At 38.0% G+C, this 21,524-nt stretch carries 21 protein-coding genes and 1 tRNA gene; 12 read left to right on the forward strand and 10 right to left on the reverse strand.

Going from position 1 to position 21,524, the window contains the following annotated elements; genetic code table 11:
- The first annotated feature begins 124 nt into the window (after nt 1-124).
- Complete coding sequence (locus tag EZ456_RS09690; RefSeq protein WP_131529605.1) at nt 125-886, forward strand: M57 family metalloprotease; 762 nt, start codon at nt 125-127, stop codon at nt 884-886.
- A gap of 85 nt (nt 887-971) precedes the next feature.
- Here EZ456_RS09690 and EZ456_RS09695 read toward each other — a convergent pair whose 3' ends face one another.
- The 8 genes from EZ456_RS09695 to EZ456_RS09730 form a co-directional block, all read right to left on the reverse strand.
- Entirely contained in the window at nt 972-1,643 is a 672-nt protein-coding gene (locus tag EZ456_RS09695; RefSeq protein WP_131529607.1) for an NAD-dependent epimerase/dehydratase family protein, read from the reverse strand.
- Between the two features lie 101 nt (nt 1,644-1,744).
- Nucleotides 1,745-3,874, reverse strand: a complete 2,130-nt coding sequence (locus EZ456_RS09700) for a S9 family peptidase (RefSeq protein ID WP_225876510.1) — start codon at nt 3,872-3,874, stop codon at nt 1,745-1,747.
- 279 nt (nt 3,875-4,153) lie between these two features.
- Nucleotides 4,154-6,769 carry a phosphoenolpyruvate synthase gene (gene ppsA, locus EZ456_RS09705; protein WP_131529609.1) on the reverse strand — a complete coding sequence of 872 codons (2,616 nt, stop codon included), beginning with the start codon at nt 6,767-6,769 and terminating at the stop codon, nt 4,154-4,156.
- Nucleotides 6,770-7,306: 537 nt separating this feature from the next.
- A complete protein-coding gene (locus EZ456_RS09710; RefSeq protein ID WP_205945063.1) occupies nt 7,307-8,899 on the reverse strand; it encodes a hypothetical protein in 1,593 nt (530 codons plus the stop codon).
- Nucleotides 8,900-8,961: 62 nt separating this feature from the next.
- Nucleotides 8,962-9,046, reverse strand: a tRNA-Ser gene (locus tag EZ456_RS09715).
- Between the two features lie 146 nt (nt 9,047-9,192).
- Entirely contained in the window at nt 9,193-9,291 is a 99-nt protein-coding gene (locus EZ456_RS25805) for a GIY-YIG nuclease family protein (RefSeq protein WP_205945064.1), read from the reverse strand.
- Nucleotides 9,292-9,485: 194 nt separating this feature from the next.
- The gene (pyk, locus tag EZ456_RS09725) at nt 9,486-10,916 is read right to left on the reverse strand and encodes a pyruvate kinase (RefSeq protein WP_131529611.1); all 1,431 of its coding nucleotides are present in this window, start codon (nt 10,914-10,916) and stop codon (nt 9,486-9,488) included.
- A 150-nt stretch (nt 10,917-11,066) separates the two neighbouring features.
- Nucleotides 11,067-11,486 (reverse strand): IPExxxVDY family protein, encoded by a 420-nt coding sequence (locus EZ456_RS09730; RefSeq protein WP_131529612.1) that lies wholly within the window; start codon nt 11,484-11,486, stop codon nt 11,067-11,069.
- Between the two features lie 158 nt (nt 11,487-11,644).
- On the opposite strand from EZ456_RS09730, the gene EZ456_RS09735 reads away from it, so the two are divergent.
- The 3 genes from EZ456_RS09735 to rnc all read left to right on the forward strand — a co-directional run bounded on the left by EZ456_RS09735 (nt 11,645) and on the right by rnc (nt 13,980).
- Nucleotides 11,645-11,881, forward strand: a complete 237-nt coding sequence (locus EZ456_RS09735; RefSeq protein WP_008508386.1) for an acyl carrier protein — start codon at nt 11,645-11,647, stop codon at nt 11,879-11,881.
- 21 nt (nt 11,882-11,902) lie between these two features.
- Nucleotides 11,903-13,156, forward strand: a complete 1,254-nt coding sequence (gene fabF, locus EZ456_RS09740; RefSeq protein ID WP_131529614.1) for a beta-ketoacyl-ACP synthase II — start codon at nt 11,903-11,905, stop codon at nt 13,154-13,156.
- Nucleotides 13,157-13,251: 95 nt separating this feature from the next.
- Nucleotides 13,252-13,980 (forward strand): ribonuclease III, encoded by a 729-nt coding sequence (rnc, locus tag EZ456_RS09745; protein ID WP_131529616.1) that lies wholly within the window; start codon nt 13,252-13,254, stop codon nt 13,978-13,980.
- A 251-nt stretch (nt 13,981-14,231) separates the two neighbouring features.
- Here the strand turns inward: rnc and EZ456_RS09750 are convergent, their stop codons facing one another.
- A complete protein-coding gene (locus EZ456_RS09750; protein ID WP_131529618.1) occupies nt 14,232-14,942 on the reverse strand; it encodes a hypothetical protein in 711 nt (236 codons plus the stop codon).
- A gap of 6 nt (nt 14,943-14,948) precedes the next feature.
- On the reverse strand, nt 14,949-15,665 hold the full coding sequence (locus tag EZ456_RS09755) for a hypothetical protein (protein ID WP_131529620.1): 717 nt from the start codon (nt 15,663-15,665) through the stop codon (nt 14,949-14,951).
- Nucleotides 15,666-15,952: 287 nt separating this feature from the next.
- Here EZ456_RS09755 and EZ456_RS09760 point away from each other — a divergent pair, with 287 nt between their 5' ends.
- The 8 genes from EZ456_RS09760 to EZ456_RS09790 all read left to right on the forward strand — a co-directional run bounded on the left by EZ456_RS09760 (nt 15,953) and on the right by EZ456_RS09790 (nt 21,241).
- Nucleotides 15,953-16,159 (forward strand): hypothetical protein, encoded by a 207-nt coding sequence (locus tag EZ456_RS09760; RefSeq protein WP_131529622.1) that lies wholly within the window; start codon nt 15,953-15,955, stop codon nt 16,157-16,159.
- The gene (locus EZ456_RS25315) at nt 16,147-16,320 is read left to right on the forward strand and encodes a hypothetical protein (protein ID WP_205945065.1); all 174 of its coding nucleotides are present in this window, start codon (nt 16,147-16,149) and stop codon (nt 16,318-16,320) included. Before EZ456_RS09760 ends, EZ456_RS25315 begins: the two co-directional genes overlap by 13 nt.
- A 373-nt stretch (nt 16,321-16,693) precedes the next feature.
- Nucleotides 16,694-17,557: a YicC/YloC family endoribonuclease gene (locus tag EZ456_RS09765; protein ID WP_131529624.1), complete on the forward strand. Its 864-nt coding sequence runs from the start codon at nt 16,694-16,696 to the stop codon at nt 17,555-17,557.
- 68 nt (nt 17,558-17,625) lie between these two features.
- Nucleotides 17,626-18,195: a guanylate kinase gene (gmk, locus tag EZ456_RS09770; protein WP_131529626.1), complete on the forward strand. Its 570-nt coding sequence runs from the start codon at nt 17,626-17,628 to the stop codon at nt 18,193-18,195.
- A gap of 36 nt (nt 18,196-18,231) precedes the next feature.
- Complete coding sequence (gene vapB, locus EZ456_RS09775; protein WP_131529628.1) at nt 18,232-18,435, forward strand: type II toxin-antitoxin system VapB family antitoxin; 204 nt, start codon at nt 18,232-18,234, stop codon at nt 18,433-18,435.
- Complete coding sequence (locus tag EZ456_RS09780; protein ID WP_131529630.1) at nt 18,435-18,818, forward strand: type II toxin-antitoxin system VapC family toxin; 384 nt, start codon at nt 18,435-18,437, stop codon at nt 18,816-18,818. The genes vapB and EZ456_RS09780 overlap by 1 nt, the downstream gene beginning before the upstream one ends.
- 9 nt (nt 18,819-18,827) lie before the next feature.
- Nucleotides 18,828-19,400 (forward strand): nicotinate (nicotinamide) nucleotide adenylyltransferase, encoded by a 573-nt coding sequence (nadD, locus tag EZ456_RS09785; protein WP_131529632.1) that lies wholly within the window; start codon nt 18,828-18,830, stop codon nt 19,398-19,400.
- Nucleotides 19,401-19,540: 140 nt separating this feature from the next.
- The gene (locus EZ456_RS09790; RefSeq protein ID WP_131529634.1) at nt 19,541-21,241 is read left to right on the forward strand and encodes a glycoside hydrolase family 3 protein; all 1,701 of its coding nucleotides are present in this window, start codon (nt 19,541-19,543) and stop codon (nt 21,239-21,241) included.
- Nucleotides 21,242-21,524: the final 283 nt, after the last annotated feature.

Below are 21,524 nucleotides of genomic sequence, written 5' to 3' on the forward strand. Positions count from 1 at the left end.
TTAAATCATTACAATATGTACTAATTAAGTTTTCGTGTAAAATAATGACAAGACCGAAAACAAATGTAACATGTTCTGTTACATTTGTTTATCAGCTATTAAGGATTAAACTAACTTAAACTTCATGAAAACAAATCTAAAACAGATCGCTATTATTGCGATGGTTGCAGTAGTATTTGCAGCCTGTAAAAAAAACCAGGAATCATCAACAACAGAACCACAGGAAACTGTAAAAAACGCCGACAAGGTTTTACAGTATATTAAAGATCTTGGTTTCCCTGCATCAAGCATTGTTGATAATGGGAATGAATATCTTGTAGAAGAAGATATTTCATTTCCAAAAAACATGGAAATCCCAGCTAATGGCGCTGGAGCAAAAACAGAGCAATATTATACCGGAAGCATTGTAAACGCTACGAAAAAACTGAACATCAGGATTTTTGTAGATGCATCTATGACTTCTATGAGCAGCGAGATCAACAGTGCAATTGCTCAATGGAACGCGGTTCCAAATTCTACTTTGCGATTCAGCACCGTAACTACAGCTCCTTATGACATCCTGATCAAAGATGAAAATTTAGGAAATGGTGTTTGTGGCTCAGGACAATTCCCATCTGGCGGAAGTGCAGGTGCTTTGGTTAGAATCAATAAAAACTATATTGCAGGCAATTCGTTTGCGCAACGTGCAAGAACAATATGCCATGAATTTGGTCATAATATTTCCTTGCGTCATACAAATTGGTCAGCTCAGGGCGAATCTACTGCTACAAATGTTCCTGGTGTTACAGGAACAGATGCTTTATCACTTATGAATGGTGGCCAATGCGGATCGGGTGCTACTGTATTATCTACAAAAGATAAAAATGCTGTTGCAGCCTTATATTAAACATTTAAAATAAACAATCAAACCTAAACTAGTCCTTAATCAGCTGAGGATTAATAAGCTCAGGAACTCATTGCAGTACCTGGGCTTATTCTTTTGATAAGGCAATAATGGCTTTCCCTTCTAAAATCATCCGCTCGCCTTTATGGCTTAAAGTATTAATCATGGCATTGGCCAGCTCTCCCATGGTACAGAATCCACTTGGATAAATCCCCCTTCCAATAGGAAATAACCAATTGATATATTTATAAAATTTATGGGCATATTTTTGTCCTGGTAGTGGCTTAATAAAACCCGGGCGAAAATTAAACACTTGTGCGAAAGGCAATTTCATTAATTCATTCTCTGTTTTGCCCTTTACCTGCGCCCATTTCAACCGTCCGTTCGCATTGGTACCACCTCCGGAAACATAACAAAAAGTCATACGATCGTTCAGCTTGCTTAATGTTTCGGCAACATGCATGGTTAGGGTATAGGTCATTTTGTAATAAGTATCGCTATCAACTCCTACTGAGGTAATACCTAAACAAAAGAAACAGGCATTATAACCCGAAAGTTGATTTTCAATCTGCGAAAAATTAAAAAAATCGGAGTGGATAATCTCTTTTAGTTTTGGATGGGTATAAGCACAAGGTTTGCGATTGATGACTAAAATACCATCTATTTCAGGACTGTTTAAGCATTGCATCAATACGCCCTCGCCAACCATGCCTGTAGCACCGGTGATGATAATATTATTCTGACCGCTGGTTTTTCCCATGATATGATTCCTCAATTAACAAAAACTTGAAAGAAAGCGCTTTGTTTTATCGATAGGGTAATATAAATAAAAAAGAGCAACTCATTAGGTTGCTCTTAAAGTTATTTTGTATTGGCTTTCATTTGATAATCTTTAGGCGGTTCTGCTCCTAAAAGATGCTGTACAAAGTAATCCCAACGGCGACGTGTCATATAAGGCGAGTAATCACCATAACCATGTGCACTATTGGGGAAAATAACCAGATCGAAAGATTTGTTTGCTTTTTCCAAGGCCTCAACGACCAATAGCGTATTATAAGGTGGTACATTATCATCCATCATACCATGTACCAACATCAGTTTTCCTTTTAGGTTTTTAGCGTAGTTCTGGTTGGCCTGTGCTTCGTAATCTGAGTTTTCTACCAAACCATTGTAACGTTCGCCCCAATCGTCCTCGTAGTTTCTGTTGTCGTGATTACCTGATTCTGAAATCCCTACTTTAAAGAAATCCGGATAACGGAACATGGCCGCAGCAGTGGCAAAACCTCCACCCGAGTGCCCCCAGATACCAACTTTTGTGGTATCAATAGGGTATTTTGCAGAAAGCTGTCTGATGGCTGCAATCTGATCAGGCAAGGTATTCTCGGCCATATTGCCATAGCTCATATCATGGAAACTTTTAGAGCGGTCAGGGTTACTGGTTCCCTCTATTACCACCACAATAAAGCCCAGTTCGGCCAAAGCCTGATTATCGCCACGCGAGGCAGCAAAAGACCAACTGCCTACACTACCCCCCTGCGGGCCTGGATAAATATAATCAATAACCGAATATTTCTTCCCTGCATCCATTTTGCTTGGTGTAAAAACCAGTCCGTAGATATCGGTTTTACCATCTTTGGCTTTAACAGCAACCGGTGTTGGTGCTTTCCAACCTGTAGCAGTTAACCTAGATACATCTGTTTTCTCTAAAGTATTGATCAATTTTCCATTGATACTTCTTAAAACTGTAACCGCTGGTACATCAGGTTGCGAATAAGTATCTACAAAATATTCGAACGACGGAGAAAATACCACCTGATGGTTACCTTCTTCAGGGGTTAGCAATGCCAGGTTTTTCCCGTCGAAGCCGATCTTGTATAAATGGCTAAAATAAGGGTTGCCTTTTTCGCGGCCATTGGCCATAAAGTAAAGTGTGCGTGTTTTTTCGTCAACTTTAATTAAACGGGTAACCACGAAATCTCCTTTGGTAATCTGATTTTTCAATTTTCCACTGGTAGCATTGTATAGATACAAATGACCCCAGTTATCTCTTTCCGAATACCAGATAATTTCTTTAGACGTTGGAAGGTAGCGCCAGTTGATGGCTCCCTGACCAGATTCGTACTGTGTTTTTACGGTTTCTTCGAAAACTTCGCGAACGGCACCTGTTGTGGTATTGGCAATGCGGAATTTTTCATTTTTATGATTACGAGAGGTAGACAGAAATGCCACTTCAGTGCCATCAGCTTTCCAATCAATATCATCAAAAGTACCGCTACTCGAAATATCATCGCTTAAGGTCGCACGATGTTGATCTGCAGGGATGTTTAGCGAAACCATCTTCGCATTTTCTACATCAATAACTACTCTTCTAATCGTTGCAATCTGTTTATCACCTGGTAAAGGATATTTCCAGGCTTTTAACTCTGGGGCTCCCACGTTGGTGGTTACCAGGTACATATCTTTTGAATTTCTTTGGTCTTGTTGAAAAGTAGCTATCTTTTTCGAATCAGGCGACCAACGCAAAATTGGCGCATCGCTATGTTTCCATCCCGCATTATCGGTAGCATAACCATAATCTTTAATGCCATCAGTGGTTAACTGTGTTAATTTCCCTGTTGCTACATCTTTAACAAAGAGGTTATAATCTTTAATTAAAATGGCTTTTTTCCCATCGGGAGAAAGAACTTCATTGCGGCCAGCCCCACGTGATGGCGTTGCACTGCCTTTATAATCGGTACTTAAAGTTTTTGTTTTCTTTACCGGATCTACCAAAAAAGTCTGTTCAGTGCCATTCGTTTTAGTGGTGTACCAAAATTTATCACCTTCCAACCAGTTAGGTTGCACACTGGCATGATCGATGTACTTTGCGGTGTTGTAGCCCATAAAACTTTCCGCTCTTTCGTAATCCTTAACGGTTAAAGCTTTCTGCTGAGCATTTACCGTAATGGCCAAAGTACAAGCCGTTACGGTAAGCCAATATTTATTCATCATGTTAGTTAATCTTGCGATAAAAATAAGACTGTTTTAGGAAAAGAACGGTATTAATCGTGATACAAATTTTTGGGATGTATGATCTGTTTAACCGCAAAGGGCACAAAGTTAGATTTTTCTTTTTTGCACAATCCACTCCGGACCTCCTACTAACACCATCATACATCTTTTTAAAGATCCTTCACTGCGTTCAGGAGGACAAATCACGAGTTTATCCACTCCAAACGCCCAACTCAAGATAAATCGACTCAAGACTCCGTACTAAGACTCTGGACTTATTTATAAAATTTCTACGTATCCATCCGTTCCGTTCAACCTAATACGCTGCCCATCTTTGATCAGTTTGGTGGCATTTTCTACGCCAACAACCGCTGGCAGGCCATATTCTCTTGCAATTACGGCGCCATGCGTCATTAATCCGCCAACTTCGGTAATCAGGCCTTTTATTGATACAAATAAAGGTGTCCAGCTTGGATCGGTAAAGGTGGTAACCAATATATCTTCATCCTCCAGATCGGCATCTTCCATGTTTAGGATTACGCGTGCCCGTCCTTCGATCACCCCTGAAGAAACCGCTAAACCTACAATGGCTTCGGCTGGAAGATTTTCGCGGTTGTATTTACCCCTCATAATTTCTCCATCGGATGTAATTACCCTTGGTGGAATTAGTTTTTCGTACTGTTTAAATTCTTCTTTTCGTTTATCTACAATCTGAATATCTAATTTATTGGTGCTTACCGCTTCACGCAATTCCTGAAAGGTGAGATAATAAATATCTTCTCCCGCGCTGATAACTTTGGCTTTTAAAAGCTGTTCGGCTTCTTGCAGTAAGGCTTGTTTATAAATGAAAAAGCGGTTAACAATTACGTATTTGGGATATTCACGATAACCTGCAAAATTCCGGAGCAGGCTAATCATTTGTTTGGTTTCTCCGACTTTTTGTTCGCCAGCTGGCAATAGCGCCAATCTACCCAATAATTCATTTTCCTTATTTAAAGCTTCCTGTTGCCCCTGTTCAAATTTTCGCTTGCCAGCATGAGGCTCAAAGTTTTTGATATTGCTAAGGATCAGGGGAATGAGTATCGATGGTTTTTCGCTCCACCGTGTGTTCGTAATATCAATTTCTCCGGCACACCGCATTCCGTATTTTTCGAGATATGTATTGATTGCGTCTCTGGTCTCTTTACCCCCATCAAATTGAATCAGGTCATCTAAAAAATTATCCTCCTTTGCCTCTTGTAAATATTTAATTAGCGCTGGATAAGGGCGGATCACATCTGCGACATCCAATAGTGCCAATCCCATTTCTGAAGTGATATTGTTGGGCGCAGATTGAGATAGTGTATCTGCCGGATTTTTTTCACCTAACCATTCGCCCATCTTTTCATTGATCCACGATGAAGCATTCATTGCGGCTATGATCACACCCATGTGTTGCGAATCAAATATCATCTTCTTTGATTGCCCAATGTCTTCCAGAATAAATTCAAATAAATCCGGTCCTGATTTCGTTTGGATATTTTTTTTTAGTCCCTCTACTGATGCCTCATTATGTTTAATCAGATCAGAAACGATAGCCAGGTCGTTTCCTATTTGTGCCAAAATAGCTGCAACCGACATTCCCTTAGTGCTTTTAACCAGCGCCGGTCCGTTTCCATCATCTGGTAACGATTTTATGAAATCACTCCGCTCAGTGATGGTGATCAATGCATCTTTTATGAGCGGATCATGTTGCTCCATCACATCTAATAAATTCGCCCTACCATTTGGGGTGGCCAGGCTATCCGTTACATCAACAAACAATCTTCCTCCGGCCTTAAACATTGGCCTGGCTGCCCTTAACTGCCATAATGATAACCCTAGTGGTTTCATGGCATCAGTCATCATTTGCTGATGACCTACAGAAATATACACGTGATTTTCAGGGTCGTTTGGTTCTGGAATGGGATATAAAGTGGTAATTGGCCTACTCTGCACAATATAAAACGTACCATCAACCAAACACCATTCTATATCTTGGGGTTGGCCGAAGTGCGCCTCAATCTTCCTACCCAACTGCTCAAGCTGTAAAATCTGTTCTTCCGTTAGCACTTGCCTATTTTGCTCTTCCGCTGAAAGCGCTTGAGATTTTGTACCTCCATCTTTTAAGGCATAAACGGCCAGCTTCTTGGTTGATATTTTTTTATTGATAATCCTGCCATTACATACTTGATAATTATCGGTATTTACCAGGCCCGAAACCATGGCTTCACCCAGCCCAAAACTGGCATCTATGGATAACATTTTCCGATTTCCCGAAACCGGATCGGCAGTAAATAAAATACCTGCCCCTTGTGGAAACACCATTTGCTGCACCACTACACACAGCTGAACTTTTAAATGGTCGAAACTGTTTTGAATACGATAAATTATAGCCCTATCCGTAAATAACGATGCCCAACACTTGCTGATCTGTTTTAGTATAGCTGTTTTTCCGATAACGTTCAGATAGGTGTCTTGCTGACCTGCAAAAGATGCTGTTGGGAGGTCTTCGGCGGTAGCACTCGATCGGACAGCAAAGGCTTCATGCGTGTTAAAATTGGCAAGATAACTTTCGATCTCTTTGGTTATATCATCTGGAATGGATATATTTTCGATAAGTGTCCGGATTTTGGCACTGGTTTTACTAACTGCATGCAGATCTCCTGTTTTATGCGCGCTCAATTCGTGCAATAAGACATTAAGTTCCTTATTGTTTGCTGTTATTTTTTTATAAGCTTCGGTGCTTATACAAAAGCCCTCAGGCACTTGTATCCCTTTAATTTTAGATAGTTCGCCAAGATTAGCGCCCTTGCCTCCAACGCCTAAAATATCAGACCTGCCGATTTCCTGAAAACCAGTTACGTATTTACTCATATCATTTCCCTTTTTTATCTGGTAGAAATCCTGTCTCTTCTCATTATATTGAAAACACTTTTAAACTTTGTTTATCAACGCTTTAACAATAATTCTCAAAGAGACGAAAAGCCAAAAATATAAGGTATAAAGCACTGAAACAACGTTTAAGAACTATATTTTTATAAGCGCAATAATGGGTGAAGTATTGGCGTTATCCTTACAACAAAACGGCAATAATTAAGGTGAAATTATCCTAAATTTCCTCCCAAACAAGACGCTTTAGCTTCAAAAATGATAAAAAAAAGAAGTTTCCGCGACAAAAATTAGCTACCTATTGAGGTACTTTTTTTTTCAGAATAATAAGAGAAATATATAAGAATAAGAAACGTAGTGAGGGTATTTATGAATAAGTTCAAAAGTTGTAATGCAGATAATCCTGCTTTACAAAGCAAATAAATAGGATAGTATCTGCACCATCTTTTGTACCATCAAGAAATCACACATAAAAATTGTCTTTAAAATTAATTAAATTCATCAACATATTGTTCTCATGATTTAATTAATCTTAACCTTTACATCTTTAAACATAAAAAGATTATTACTGATAATTAGTGCTTTTCCACTGGCAGTGGTAATATTTTTTAGAATAACCTTGCTATTTCTGACATAAGGAAACTTTTCATCGTAGTTAGTGCCTGTCATTTCTTGATTGAAATTGGCGAAAATAGCAGGCCCTTGGTAATTATCAGGGTGCTTAGTATCTTCAATTCGGAGATTCTCAATCGTAATCTTTTCTGGTAAATAACAGGTGTAGCCGAAATCATGTTGACCTGAATTAGATCCGCCTATTAAAGAAGCACTAATAGATTTCCCACCTGCTGGCACAAATACACAGTTGCGTATTACCAATTCTCCTTGCCATGTACTGCCGTAGTCTGGGCGTAAGCTTACAAAATTTCGCCCACGTATGGTAGAATTCTCGATTGTTAAGAGCCCACTCCCAATGGCATTTATTCCCATGTGCCCGAGGTTTGAGTTGCGAATGGTAGCATTGGCAACGCCCTGATGCGCATCAAATCTAGAAAGTGTACAACTATCATATAACAGATTTTTACAAAAATTTGAACCTAGAATACCCCAATATTTGCTGTCGTTAATATCATTCGTCTGACTGCAATTGATAAAAGATATGTTAACCGCACGGTTCACAGAAAGGTCGTAGGTGCCCATTGTTACCGGCTTACCTGCAGCACCAATCGTGCTATATGCAAAGTGCCCGGTTAGAATGGTATTTTTCACCGTTACATTGGCACATTCTGCGATGTTGATAAATCCTCCATATGGAGCGCCGTGATCTCCTTCACCCTGTATGTGATGTTGCAACCCTTCAACAAGCACATTTGAGCGTTTGATTGTGATATTTCGGTTATAATAGGTGTAGTTTGATTCGTCTTTATTGGCAATTGTGGTAAAAATACCTCCAGTAATCTTCAACTGACCCACATCAATAGGTAGAGCAGTAATATCTGTAATTTGATTAAAATCCCAAATAATTGGTGCTCTCATATCCACGTTACCATTTTTGTCGACCAGAAAGATGTCGGTCTGCGAAGAGCCGTTATTTTGGTTTAGACCAAAGCGGATGTATTGTTTAACATTGGAATTCGTAACTGTGATTAAACATGAAGTTGGTAAATCCCAGTCGATTTTTTCTTGGTTCTTCTTAAGGGAGGATATTGTTTTCAGTTTAAATGGTTTCATAGATGAGCTCACGGTAAAAACTGGTGCATTGCGGTTTTTTACGTCAGTATCATCAATGATAAAGGCGGCTGTACCAAAATCTGTATCCGTCTGGATAAATGCTGTACGTTCCTTTCCACTAATATAATAGGTGGCTCCAGCGTCGGCTTTAACTGAAAGGCTGTGTATGTTAGCGAATGCATGGGTTGCGGCGATAGCATCCATATCGTCAGTCTTTCCATCACCCTTGGCACCAAAGTCACTATAGTGAACCGTTTTGGCAGCTTTAAACTTTAAAACATCCTTAGGCGATACTACTACATTATTTTCATTAGAGACTTTTTGCTGTGCCTGTGTTACCAATACACAGTTTAAAAAGAGGAATATAGACAATATACACTTCATCATAAGAATTAGTTTAAGTGTTAGACAAAAATGCCTTCATCCTAAGGTTAAAGGCATTTTTGCTGCGGAGAGGGCGGGATTCGAACCCGCGGTACCTTGCAGTACACACGCTTTCCAAGCGTGCTCGATCGACCACTCTGACACCTCTCCGGTTATATGATTTTATTTTTTTTCAAATAAATGTAGCCATCTACAGACTTGTAATATTGTTCTCTTTTAAAAGCTTCGCTTCTTGAATTGAATTCTTCAAAAAAGTGAATGATGAAAGGCCGCCTAGCCTTTGTCGATTTTACATCTCACTTATTATGTTTTATTAATCTTGCTTCCAGGTTTTCAGTACTTCCATAATAGTACTTCCCATCTTTTTCACTTTTTAAAATATAACTATAAAACATAATTATTTTTCATTGCAAGTATACAAAGTTTAATTTATTAGTCTCTACTTTCCAAGCGTGCTCGATCTACACTCCCCATAGGGGTCCTTTGGACTGACACCTCTCCGGGGTGGATTGCAAAAGTATATTTTTTATTGATAAAAAAAATGCTCCCGATTAAAATCGGGAGCATTTTTAAAATATGATATTAGAAATTAATCTATAACCGTAATTTTTAACATATTGGTTTTACCTTTTGCATCCATTGGGATAGCAGCAGTATTGATTACGATATCGCCTTGTTTAACCAATTTCTTGCTTTTTAAGAATTCGTTTACCTCAATAATGGTGTTATCGGTACTTTCCCACTTATCGTAGTAGAAACCTCTTACGCCCCAAAGCAAGCTTACTGCGTTAAGCAATGCTCTGTTACTGGTAAAAATAAAGGTTAAGGCTTCCGGACGGTGACTCGAAATTTCGAAAGCAGTATAACCACTTAAAGTCATCGATACAATACCTACCGCGTTGGTTTGTTTCGCTAAGAAACATGCTGAATCGCAAATGGCATCGCTTAAGAAAGATGGCGATTTTGGTTTTAAAAACTTATCGGGATTGAAAGGATAATTATTCTGTTCAATGTTCTGGATGATTTTTTGCATGGTTTCGATCACGATCAATGGAAATTCTCCAACTGAAGTTTCACCGCTTAACATCACTGCATCAGCACCATCCAAAACAGAGTTTGCCACATCATTCACCTCAGCACGTGTTGGGCGAGGCGTAGTAATCATGCTCTCTAACATTTGTGTGGCCACAATTACAGGCTTCGAGGCTGCTCTACATTTAGCAACGATCATTTTTTGTAATAATGGAACTTCTTCCATAGGACATTCAACACCTAAATCGCCACGGGCAACCATAATGCCATCAGAAACAGCAATAATTTCATCGATGTTGGCAATCGCTTCTGGTTTTTCTATTTTAGCAATTACACGGGCAGTTTTACCGCGTTCTGCAATAATCTTTTTAAGTTCGATAATGTCATCAGCCTTACGCACAAAAGATAAACCGATCCATTCTACATCATTTTCTAGAACAAATTCTAAGTTTTCGCGGTCTTCTGGTGTTAATGAAGGGATAGAAACTTTGGTATTTGGCAGGTTTACACCTTTTCTTGAAGTTAAAATACCACCATGAACAATCTCGCAAACTACTTCATCCTTTAAGTTGGTAGAAATCACTTTCATTTGCAGCTTTCCATCATCCAAAAGGATAATTTCGCCAGCCTGAACATCCTGAGGGAAGCTTTGGTAAGTAATATAAATCCGTTCTTCGTTACCAACACATTCGGTAGTGGTAATTACGGTAGTTTTACCATTGATCAGGTTAATACCACCTTCTTTTACTAAACCAATACGGATTTTAGGACCTTGTAAATCGGCAAGGATACCTACATTATAATCGTATTTTTTGTTTAAATCGCGGATGGTATCCAAAACCGCCTGGTGATCTGCTTGTGATCCGTGTGAAAAGTTTAAGCGGCAAACATCTAAACCAGCGTTAAACATACTATATAATACATCTGGTTTTGCTGATGCAGGCCCAAGCGTGGCAACAATTTTAGTTCTCGAATGAAAAGGTTTCATTTAATTAATTGATTTTAGCAATGCAGTTTAAGAAAGCATTAATTATTATCTAAAATAATCAAACTGCATCAAATTTTATATATTTTGTTTTTTTGTTCTTTGTTTGTAACCGTCAAATATAGTGTATTTAATACACCAAGTATATAATTTTTATATTACCAAATTCTCCTTACTTTTTAACTTAACCGGATCTATCTTTGCAGCCACCTGTATATCAGGCAGTTTATTTAATCCATTGATCAGATAATCTAAATCTTCTTTATCTATAAATTCTTTAATAATAATGAAAAAATCGACGTTACTCATCTCCGGAATTAGCAAACCATCGCTGCTTTTATTGCAAATTAAGTAGTATTCTACCTCTCCTTGCTCCACAAAAAAGTAATATTTAGAGAAACAACAGGCCGGTTCATCAATATTAAAAAATATTTCGTGGTCTTCTATTTTTTCGAATTGTGTGTTTAATCGGGTATTAATTTTGTGGCAAAGCACATAGTCTTTTAGGGGTGCTGTGATCGCAATTAGTATAAAATCAAGGTCTAAGGTAAGTTTTAGGTAAGTTCTATTCAAAGCGAAATAAATTATTTACAGAACGAAATTAAAAAACTAATTCTATATTCGCTGTGTTATTGAGATACCAAAATTACGTATCGAAATAAAAACATTTGAAAATTGTAAGAATTTATTTTTCTTTGCACAGAATTATTTAACCATTAAATTATAAAATTATGTCTGATATTGCTTCAAGAGTTAAGGCTATTATCGTAGAAAAACTAGGTGTTGACGAAAGCGAAGTTACGCCAGAGGCTTCATTCACCAACGATTTAGGTGCAGATTCTTTAGATACCGTAGAGTTGATTATGGAATTTGAAAAAGAATTCAATGTAGCTATTCCTGATGATCAGGCTGAAACCATCGGTACAGTTGGTCAAGCGATTGCTTATTTGGAAAAAAACGTTAAATAGAATTACGCTTTTTCAGTATAAATGGAATTAAAAAGAGTAGTAGTAACAGGGTTGGGTGCGCTCACTCCTATAGGCAATAATGTTCCTGATTTTTGGGAAGGATTGACTAACGGGGTGAGTGGCGCTGCTCCTATTAAGGGTTTTGATACTGAAAAGTTCAAAACCAAATTCGCTTGCGAGGTTAAAAACTTTAATCCAGAAGATTTTTTGGAGAAAAAAGAAGCCCGCAAATTAGATCCGTTTGTACAATATGCTCTTGTAGCAACAGATGAGGCTGTGAAGGATGGTGGTTTTGATTTTGAAAAATTAGATACTAACCGGATCGGAGTTATCTGGGGCGCGGGCATAGGTGGATTGAAAACTTTCCTGGACGAAATTTCGAATTTCGCCAAAGGAGATGGTACGCCAAGATACAATCCATTTTTTATTCCTAAAATGATTATTGATATTGCTCCAGGGCATATCTCGATCAAATACGGCTTACGTGGGCCAAATTTTGCAACCGTTTCGGCATGCGCTTCTTCTACAAACGCAATGATTGATGCATTTAACTATATCCGTTTGGGTATGGCTGATGTGATTATCAGCGGTGGTTCTGAAGCGATTATTAACGAAGCGGGTATGGGTGGTTTTAATGCCATGCATGCATTATCTACACGTAACGATGATCCGGCAACAGCATCACGCCCTTTTGATAAAGACCGTGATGGATTTGTAGCTGGTGAAGGTGCAGGAACCATTATTTTAGAAGAACTTGAACATGCAAAGGCAAGAGGTGCAAAAATTTATGCAGAGCTTGTTGGCGGTGGAATGAGTGCCGATGCTAACCACATCACCGCACCACATCCTGAAGGTTTGGGCGCTAGAATGGTAATGACCAATGCACTAAAAGATGCTGGTTTAACAACTGCTGATATAGATTATATCAATGTACATGGCACTTCTACACCACTGGGTGATATTAGTGAAACCAAAGCCATTGGTACATTATTTGGTGAAGATGCTTATCGTTTAAACATCAGTTCAACCAAATCAATGACTGGCCACCTTTTAGGTGCAGCTGGAGCTATTGAGGCTATTGCAGCAATTCTTTCTGTTAAAAACGATATTGTTCCTCCAACAATCAATCACTTTACAGATGATCCTGCATTTGACCCTAAATTGAATTTTACGTTTAATAAGGCGCAAAAACGTACCGTTAGAGCTGCCTTAAGTAATACATTCGGTTTTGGTGGCCATAATGCTTCTGTTATTTTTAAAAAATACGAAGATTAATTTAAAACAGCCCTGCTATATAATTTTGTATGCTAATTAAAAATAGATAACTTAGTTAAATATGCTTATTAGCCGTTAATTGTGTTATTTGTTTAATGCCGATATTAAAATTATATAAACTTTATCTTTCTCCCGAAAAGGAGTTTGTTAAAAAGCTGAAAAACATTTTAGGCTTTGTTCCTGGTAATGTTACGCTCTATAAAATGGCGTTCAGACACCGTTCTGTAGCCAAAGTTTTAAAAAACGGAAGCAGGAGCAGTAACGAACGCTTAGAGTTTTTAGGCGATGCTGTTTTAGGCTCGGTAATAGCAGAACTGCTCTTCAAACACTACCCCTACAAAGAAGAAGGTTTCTTAACCGAAATGCGCTCAAAGATTGTGAACCGGGCTAATTTAAACCAGTTGGCAAAGAAAATTGGTTTCGATAAACTCATTCAGTTCGATCAACGTTCTGTGAGCATCCAAACCAAGCACAATTCGATGCTGGGCGACGCTTTTGAAGCCATTATAGGTGCCATTTACATGGATAAGGGATACAACTTTACCAAAGAGTTTTTATTGCGCAGAATTGTAAAACCGCATATCGATATTCACACCTTAGAACTTACCGAAACTAACTTCAAGAGTAAACTGATCGAATGGTGCCAACGCCATGGCAAGGACGTAATGTTCGAACTGGCAGAAAATGGTGAAGGCGAAAGTGCTAAATTATTTACCATTAGTGCTGTAGTAGAAGGCGAAAAAGTGGGTACCGGACGAGATTACAACAAGAAAAACGCAGAAAAATTAGCGGCTGAAAAAGCTTGCGAATCGTTGAGTATATAAATTCATTGGTTCAGTAGCCATTGGTTTATTAGGTTAATTGTATAAACTGGTTAATCGGTTAACTGTACAAGAGTACTAAACTGTGAATTGCTCCATGGTTAAGGATTGTTAAATTGTTGGGGATTAATTGTGACGGTAGACTAAAATCTCGGATTTCCGACTTTATACGCTGCACGAAGAATGCTCAACTCCAAATCCTCAATTTCCAACTATAGACTTCGGATTCCAGACTCTCGACTGAGGACTCCGGACTACCTGCTCTTTCCTAGCGTATCAGTAAATTTCTTTGAAGATTCTTTAATGTATTTGATGTAATCGTAGCTGTTCCAATATTGTGCTTTATCAAATTCAGGGCGACAGTTTAGCATGTATTTTTCTAAGGTATCTCCTCTTAATTCGGTATTATTTTTAATAATGCTCTGGTTAAAGTATGCATCAATCTGTGATTGTTTAATTTCATTATCTGCATACCTACCAAATCTCCGTGCGTTTTTAGGATCTGTGCCAAATAAGTTATATAGTGCATTCAACGGACTGAAGATAGCCGATAATACGGTTGTTTTACCCCCATTGTATACACCCTTGTTTTTAAATTCGCGCTTAATTTCGTCTAAATCTTCTTTTTTGGTATTGCCTCGAATGGTTACATCATCAAGCGTGGTACTTCCCCTAACCAAATAAATTACCAGGTCTTTTTCGCTGTTTACCACAACGCGCTGATCAATCAGATCTCTTTTAATTACCAGGAGCGTATCGCCCATTCTGGCTTTTAACTGAAACATACCAATATCATTACTCCCAACACCTATTCCAGTACGCAGGTTAGTAATTTCTGATAATGCAATTCTGATATTTGAGCCTTTCTCAATTACCACACCTTTCACAATAAAATCTTGCGCCTTTGTAATGAAGCTAATCGAGGTAAGAACGAAGAGTATAATGGCAAATTTAAAGTTTCTCATGGTGTATTAATTTGTGTGTTTCAAAGTATCGGTATATTTTTTAGCCGATTCTTTGATGTATTTAACAGCATCGTAATTGTTCCAGTTACTTACCATGCTGTTGGTTGGATAATAATCGAGCAGAAATTTGTCGAGTTCTTTCCCTGTTAATGTAGTATTGTTCGAGACTAAACTTTTATTAAAAAACTTGTCTACCTCGATCAAACTTAGCTCCTTTTTATAATAACGGTTAAAATTACGTGCTCTTGCCGGTGTTTTCCCAAAAAGCTCATAAAAAAATGTTATCGGACTTCCACCGAATGGGTTTAATAAAATTAATGGCGGTCTACCTGCATAAAATGAGCCATTTCTTTTCAGATCTCTTTTTATGCTTTCCATTTCCTGCTTTTTGGTCTGGCCTTTAACCGTAACCTCATCTAACATTGTACTTCCTCTAATTAAATAAATAACCAGGTCATCATCTGTTTTAACCACCACTTTTTGTTCATTCAGGTTTCTTTTCTGAATTAACAGCGTATCGCCAATGCGGGCACTTAACTGAAAAATTCCAATATCGTTACTGATAGCGCCCATCTTACTACGGATATTGGTAATACCGGCCAAAGCAATCCGCACATTCGAGCCTTTTTCAATCACTACCCCTTTTAACACAAATTCCTGAGCCTTTATTTTTAAGCCCTGTATTAAGATGATCAGTAGAAGAATAATTTTTAAATGCTTCATTGCGTTAAAATGGCAAGTTAAATTATCTGGTAGCGCAAATTAGGTTTCTATTTTAACAGCAGATTGGTTTTGTTGTTTGTTTTCTGCCTTAATTGTTACATCTTGACTAGAAAACTAATTTATCTCCCTTAATGAATGAAAAAAGGGATGAAAAATAGTTTCCCATCTACCAATAATTTTGTAAAATTAACATTTGTTAACCTTGCAAACTGTTAAATAAACGTTAATAATCATGAGAAAACTAATGGGCGGGTTTTACCTATACCGCAATTGTATTTTTTATACTCATGCTTATTGTTTGTCCCTTTATTCTGATCAGTACAGGTATTTTTAAAGAGAAAACAGGAAGGGAAATTTCCTTCTACTTTTTAAAATTCTGGGCATGGAGTTTAGCATACTTACCTGCTTATGGTTTTCTTCAGGAGGTAAAGAAATTGATACGTCGCGAGCGTACATATGCGTGGGCAACCACAGTTAGTTTTTGGATGCCGTAGCCATTGTAATCTGCATTCCACAGGTTTTTAGTCCGCTTAACCCAGGATTGATTAACACAACATTTGGGAGACCTATTGAGGTTGAAGGATTAGTAGCCGATGATTTAGAAATGTTAAAGAAAAAATTTTTTAATACGATTTTGGAAATGTTGGTAGCCTAGCTTACAATATGTCCTATTTTATTAGAAAATGAGGGCTTCGGTACTTTTGGCTAAATCAGTCCTGCTGTCCGTTTTATCCCGATGGAAGAATCGGGGATGTCCACTCCCATCAGGTTTAGGAACAGCGGTTCTGCACCCAGTAGGTAACAGGACTTGCCAAAAGCTACCCAACTCTATACATAAACCCGATTGCAGCGAGCACGTAGTGTAACGAAGTAAAGCGTAAAGCGGGGCAGCAATCCCCAAAGAAATACTGAACGCTGGTTTTCTAAATGTTAAGGTATTTTATGCCGGTATGCCACAACTCTGACTCCTTAACCATTATTATTTCTCCTTTCCGCTTAAAACCCTATCTTTGCGCATGATAAAATCCATGACAGGATACGGCTTAGCAACAGCCGATTATGCAAATGCAAAGTATAGTGTCGAAATCAAATCGCTCAACAGTAAATTCCTGGAGCTGAATTTAAAATATCCTAAAGCTTTTTCTGATAAAGAGTTAATTCTGCGCAACATCTGCAGCAAAGACATCGAGCGCGGAAAGGTAAGTTTAAGCATTAATGTAGAACGCACCAATGGTGAAGTTACAGGTGCTACCATCAATACGGCATTATTAAGCCACTATTACAAACAACTTATTGCCGTTAATGACGAATTAGGTGCTGGAAGTAGCAATTTATTGCAAACAGCATTAACTTTTCCTGATGTAATCAGTTACAAGGAAGAAAGTGTTAGTGAGGATGAATGGAACCATATCTTCCAGATTTTCACATCGGCTCTGGCCAATTTCAATAAATTCAGAGAAGATGAGGGTGCTGTTTTAAAGGCCGATTTAGAACTGAGGATAAAAAACATCCTTTCTTACTTTAAATCAGTTGAAGAATTAGAACCTAAAAGGATTACCGCTATCCGTGATAAATTTACCCAATTTTTGGACGATGCGGTAGGCAAAGTAAATATCGATCAGAATCGTTTCGAACAGGAACTGATTTATTACATTGATAAAATAGACATTACTGAAGAAAAAACACGTTTAAAAAGCCATTGCGATTATTTCTTGCAAACTTTAGCAAGCAAAGAAGCTAACGGCAAAAAAATGGGTTTTATTTCTCAGGAAATAGGAAGAGAAATTAATACCATGGGCGCTAAAGCAAATGATGCCCAGATGCAGCAGTTTGTTGTAGGTATGAAAGAAGAATTAGAAAAGATAAAAGAACAATTATTAAACGTATTATAAGGAGAAAGACTAAAGACTAAAGCATAAAGCAGCTTTGGTCTTTCAGCTTTTTGCTTTCAGCTTACAAAATGAAACAAGGCAAATTAATCATATTTTCAGCACCATCAGGGGCAGGTAAAACCACCATAGTACATCATTTATTAACGAAATTTCCTGAGCTGAGCTTTTCTATTTCTGCAACAACCCGCGAATTGAGAGGCGCTGAAACACATGAAAACGATTACTATTTTATTAGTAAAGAAGAATTTTTGCACAAAGTAGCACGCCAGGAATTTGTAGAGTTTGAAGAGGTTTATAACGGCACTTTTTATGGTACTTTACGTTCAGAAATAGAGCGCATCTGGAATGATGGCAAACATGTTATTTTCGATATTGATGTAGAAGGCGGTATCCGTTTGAAAAGAAAATATGAAGAAGATGCTTTGGCTATTTTTGTTCAACCACCCTCATTAGATGTTCTAAAAGAACGTTTAAGTGGCCGCGGAACAGATAGCGCTGAAAAATTACAGGAACGTTTTATTAAAGCTGAAAAAGAACTGCTTTATGCAGATAAGTTTGATGTGATCTTAAAAAATTACGATTTGGCTACAGCTTGTGCAGAAGCAGAAAAATTGGTGGGAGATTTTTTGAAGAAATAGTTTTCTAAAGAAAGTAGAAATCTTTATATTTGAGTGATGACTGATATTCAATTATATAGCCAAATATCTTCATTGCCTTCAGACCTGAAGAAGCAAGTGTCTGATTTTGTCTCATCCCTAAAGAAAAAATCGAAAGAAAGTAAAAAATTGAAAGAAAGGCAATTTGGCTATGCCAAAGATTTCTTTAAAATGGCTGCTGATTTTGATGAACCATTAGAAGATTTTAAAGATTATATGTAATGCAGCTCCTGTTAGATACGCATACATTTATCTGGTTTATAAATGGAGATTCATCCTTACCAAAGAAGATAGTTAATGAAATTAAAAACCTAAATAATCAATGTTTGATTAGCATTGCTAGTATTTGGGAAATTGCAATTAAATCTAAATTGAACAAACTTTCTTTAAGCGCAGATTTCGATAAAATTTTAGATTTTCTTGATCAGAATCAAATAGAAATATTGCCAATTTCATTCGATCATATTATTAAGCTGAATGAATTAGATTTTCATCATCGCGATCCATTTGATCGGATATTGATTGCTCAAGGCATTTCTGAAAACTTAACGATTTTAACAAAAGACCAAAACTTTAGCTTTTATAAGGTTAAAGCGCTTTGGTAAACCACAAATATGAAAACCGGTCTCTTCTTTGGTTCATATAACCCAATCCATACTGGGCATTTAATTATTGCCAATTACATGGCTAATCATACCGAACTTGATGAAGTATGGCTGGTGATTTCTCCGCACAACCCTTTAAAAAATAAAAGTGGCTTGACCAATATGTACGACCGTTTGGAAATGGCCAAATTGGCGACAGAAAATGCTGAACACATCCGTGTGAGCGATATCGAATTTGCATTGCCGCAGCCATCATACACAATCGACACCTTAACCTACTTACACGAAAAATATCCTGAAAAGGAATTTGTGTTGATTATGGGCGCCGATAATCTGGTATCATTCAAAAAGTGGAAAAATTACGAGGTGCTTTTAAAAAACTACCAGATTTACGTTTACCCACGCCCCGAGGCGAATGTAAGTGAATGGAAAAACCACCCTTCCATCACTTTTACCAAAACCCCTTTAATGGAAATTTCCTCAACCTTTATCCGCAAAGCCATTAAGGAGAAAAAGAATATCCAGTTTTTCCTGCCTTATAAAGTGATAGATTTCATTGAAGGCAAAGGAATGTACAAATAGCACGCCATCAACAACCCTAAATTAACGCCGATAAAAGCAACAGGCTTACAACATATTGTATTAAATCGATTACTTGGATTGGTTTTTGTTTAATTCGCCTTTTGATTATTAATTTAGCGGCAGCAGATACAACAAAACACGTGAGAAAAAACTTATTTATAATTATTGCCCTTTGTGGTACCGCATTTTCTGCGAGTGCACAACAAAAAACCTATTTAGAATTATTGGCCAATCAACCTAAATGGGTCGATTCGGTTTTTAACAAACTTAACCGCAGAGAGCGTATTGCACAGATGTTCTTTGTTAGAGCGCATACCAATCTGGGTAAAAAATATACCGATTCAGTTGGTCAGGTGATTAAAAAAGAACAATTAGGTGGGGTTATCTTTTTTCAAGGAGGCCCCGGCCGACAGGTTTTAGCCACCAATGCCTATCAAAAATTAAGCAGGGTGCCATTAATTGTAGCCAACGATGGAGAATGGGGCTTGGGGATGCGCTTAGACAGTACCATCGCTTATCCTTATCAAATGGCGCTTGGCGCAATCCAAAATAAAGAGCTGTTATATAAAATGGGGTTAGAAGTAGCCAAAGATTACAAGCGCATGGGTATGCAGATGAATTTAGCTCCTGATGCTGATATTAACAATAACCCGAAAAACCCGGTTATCAACTACCGTTCATTCGGTGAAAACAAATACAATGTAGCCAGTAAGGTTGCCGCTTATATGAAAGGCATGCAAGATGGCGGTTTATTAACCACACTGAAGCACTTTCCAGGTCATGGTGATACTGATGTAGATTCGCATTACGATCTGCCTCAGCTTACTTTCTCGGCTACCCGACTGGATACCTTAGAAATGTACCCTTTTAAAGAACTGATTAAACAAGGAGCCTCTGGCGTGATGATTGCACACATGAACATCCCTTCGTTAGACAATACGCCGAACTTACCTTCTACGCTTTCCAAGCCGATTGTTACAGGCATTTTAAAACAGAAATTAGGCTTTAAAGGCTTGATCATTTCGGATGCAATGGACATGAAAGGTGTGGTAAAATACTTTAAAGATGGTGAGGCTGATTTGATGGGCATTATTGCAGGTAATGATATCATAGAACTTTCAGAAAATAGTGACAGGGCCATTAAATTGGTGCGTAAGGCGGTTAGACAGGATCGTGTTAGTATGGCCGAAATAGACCAGAGTGTGCGTAAAATATTAACCGCAAAATACTGGGCCGGTCTGGCCAAGCGCGATACCATAGTAACCCAAGGTGTTGTTGCTGGCGTAAACCGCAAGGCGAGTAATGCTTTAGTGCAGGAACTTGCCAATGCATCAGTAACCCTGTTAAAAGGTAAAGATTATATCAAACGTCTTATTCCGATTAGAAGAACAGCCATTATCAGCATCGGTGTACCTTCGGTAACCACTTTCCAAAAAGAGATTTCGAAAGGTTATTATAATTCTGTTTATTACGTGCTGGATAAAGATGCAACTGCTTCGCAGATTTCGAACATTGCCCGCGAAATCGGCGCATTTGATCAGGTAATTGTAGGTATCCACGATAGTCGTGCAAGGCCAGCAAATAATATCCCGCTAAATGCAGGAGTAAAGAACTTTATTAAAGAATTATCAACAAAGAATGCTGTTTTTGCGCTGTTTGCAAATCCATATAATCTGGCCGGCTTATCTGGTTTAGAAAATAGTAAAGGTTTGGTTGTTTCCTATCAAAAAGAAGATTATATGCAGATTTCAGCTGCTGCAGTGATTAACAATAGATTGGTACCAACAGGCAAATTACCAGTAAGTATAGCTCCGTTTTATAAATTTGGAGATGGCCAATAGTTATTGACCACAAAGGCACCAAGTACACAAAGAATTAATATTTTTTCATTCTGAGCGCAGCGAAGAATCTCTAGCTACAGAGGCCAGGTCTATCCGGGTGCCCAGATCTTTGGTCTTTCAGCTTTAGTCTTTTAGCTTTCTTTAAAACAATTCTTTGCTCAAAACGATTATCTAATATAAAACCTTAATGTTATGATAGATCCAGCAGATGACAATTATTCAAACGATGCTTACGCAGAGAGGATTATGTAGAAAATATCAATGAAATTAGTGGCGACGACAC

Source organism: Pedobacter psychrodurus (assembly GCF_004331735.1).
Taxonomy (GTDB): Bacteria; Bacteroidota; Bacteroidia; order Sphingobacteriales; family Sphingobacteriaceae; genus Pedobacter; species Pedobacter psychrodurus.

Excerpts from the sequence above, each read along its gene's own strand:
- EZ456_RS09690 (WP_131529605.1), top strand. The coding sequence starts at position 125 with ATGAAAACAAATCTAAAACAGATCGCTATTATTGCGATGGTTGCAGTA.
- EZ456_RS09695 (WP_131529607.1), bottom strand. The coding sequence starts at position 1,643 with ATGGGAAAAACCAGCGGTCAGAATAATATTATCATCACCGGTGCTACA.
- EZ456_RS09700 (WP_225876510.1), bottom strand. The coding sequence starts at position 3,874 with ATGATGAATAAATATTGGCTTACCGTAACGGCTTGTACTTTGGCCATT.
- ppsA (WP_131529609.1), bottom strand. The coding sequence starts at position 6,769 with ATGAGTAAATACGTAACTGGTTTTCAGGAAATCGGCAGGTCTGATATT.
- EZ456_RS09710 (WP_205945063.1), bottom strand. The coding sequence starts at position 8,899 with ATGATGAAGTGTATATTGTCTATATTCCTCTTTTTAAACTGTGTATTG.
- EZ456_RS25805 (WP_205945064.1), bottom strand. The coding sequence starts at position 9,291 with ATGTTTTATAGTTATATTTTAAAAAGTGAAAAAGATGGGAAGTACTAT.
- pyk (WP_131529611.1), bottom strand. The coding sequence starts at position 10,916 with ATGAAACCTTTTCATTCGAGAACTAAAATTGTTGCCACGCTTGGGCCT.
- EZ456_RS09735 (WP_008508386.1), top strand. The coding sequence starts at position 11,645 with ATGTCTGATATTGCTTCAAGAGTTAAGGCTATTATCGTAGAAAAACTA.
- fabF (WP_131529614.1), top strand. The coding sequence starts at position 11,903 with ATGGAATTAAAAAGAGTAGTAGTAACAGGGTTGGGTGCGCTCACTCCT.
- rnc (WP_131529616.1), top strand. The coding sequence starts at position 13,252 with ATGCCGATATTAAAATTATATAAACTTTATCTTTCTCCCGAAAAGGAG.
- EZ456_RS09750 (WP_131529618.1), bottom strand. The coding sequence starts at position 14,942 with ATGAGAAACTTTAAATTTGCCATTATACTCTTCGTTCTTACCTCGATT.
- EZ456_RS09755 (WP_131529620.1), bottom strand. The coding sequence starts at position 15,665 with ATGAAGCATTTAAAAATTATTCTTCTACTGATCATCTTAATACAGGGC.
- EZ456_RS09760 (WP_131529622.1), top strand. The coding sequence starts at position 15,953 with ATGCTTATTGTTTGTCCCTTTATTCTGATCAGTACAGGTATTTTTAAA.
- EZ456_RS09765 (WP_131529624.1), top strand. The coding sequence starts at position 16,694 with ATGACAGGATACGGCTTAGCAACAGCCGATTATGCAAATGCAAAGTAT.
- gmk (WP_131529626.1), top strand. The coding sequence starts at position 17,626 with ATGAAACAAGGCAAATTAATCATATTTTCAGCACCATCAGGGGCAGGT.
- vapB (WP_131529628.1), top strand. The coding sequence starts at position 18,232 with ATGACTGATATTCAATTATATAGCCAAATATCTTCATTGCCTTCAGAC.
- EZ456_RS09780 (WP_131529630.1), top strand. The coding sequence starts at position 18,435 with ATGCAGCTCCTGTTAGATACGCATACATTTATCTGGTTTATAAATGGA.
- nadD (WP_131529632.1), top strand. The coding sequence starts at position 18,828 with ATGAAAACCGGTCTCTTCTTTGGTTCATATAACCCAATCCATACTGGG.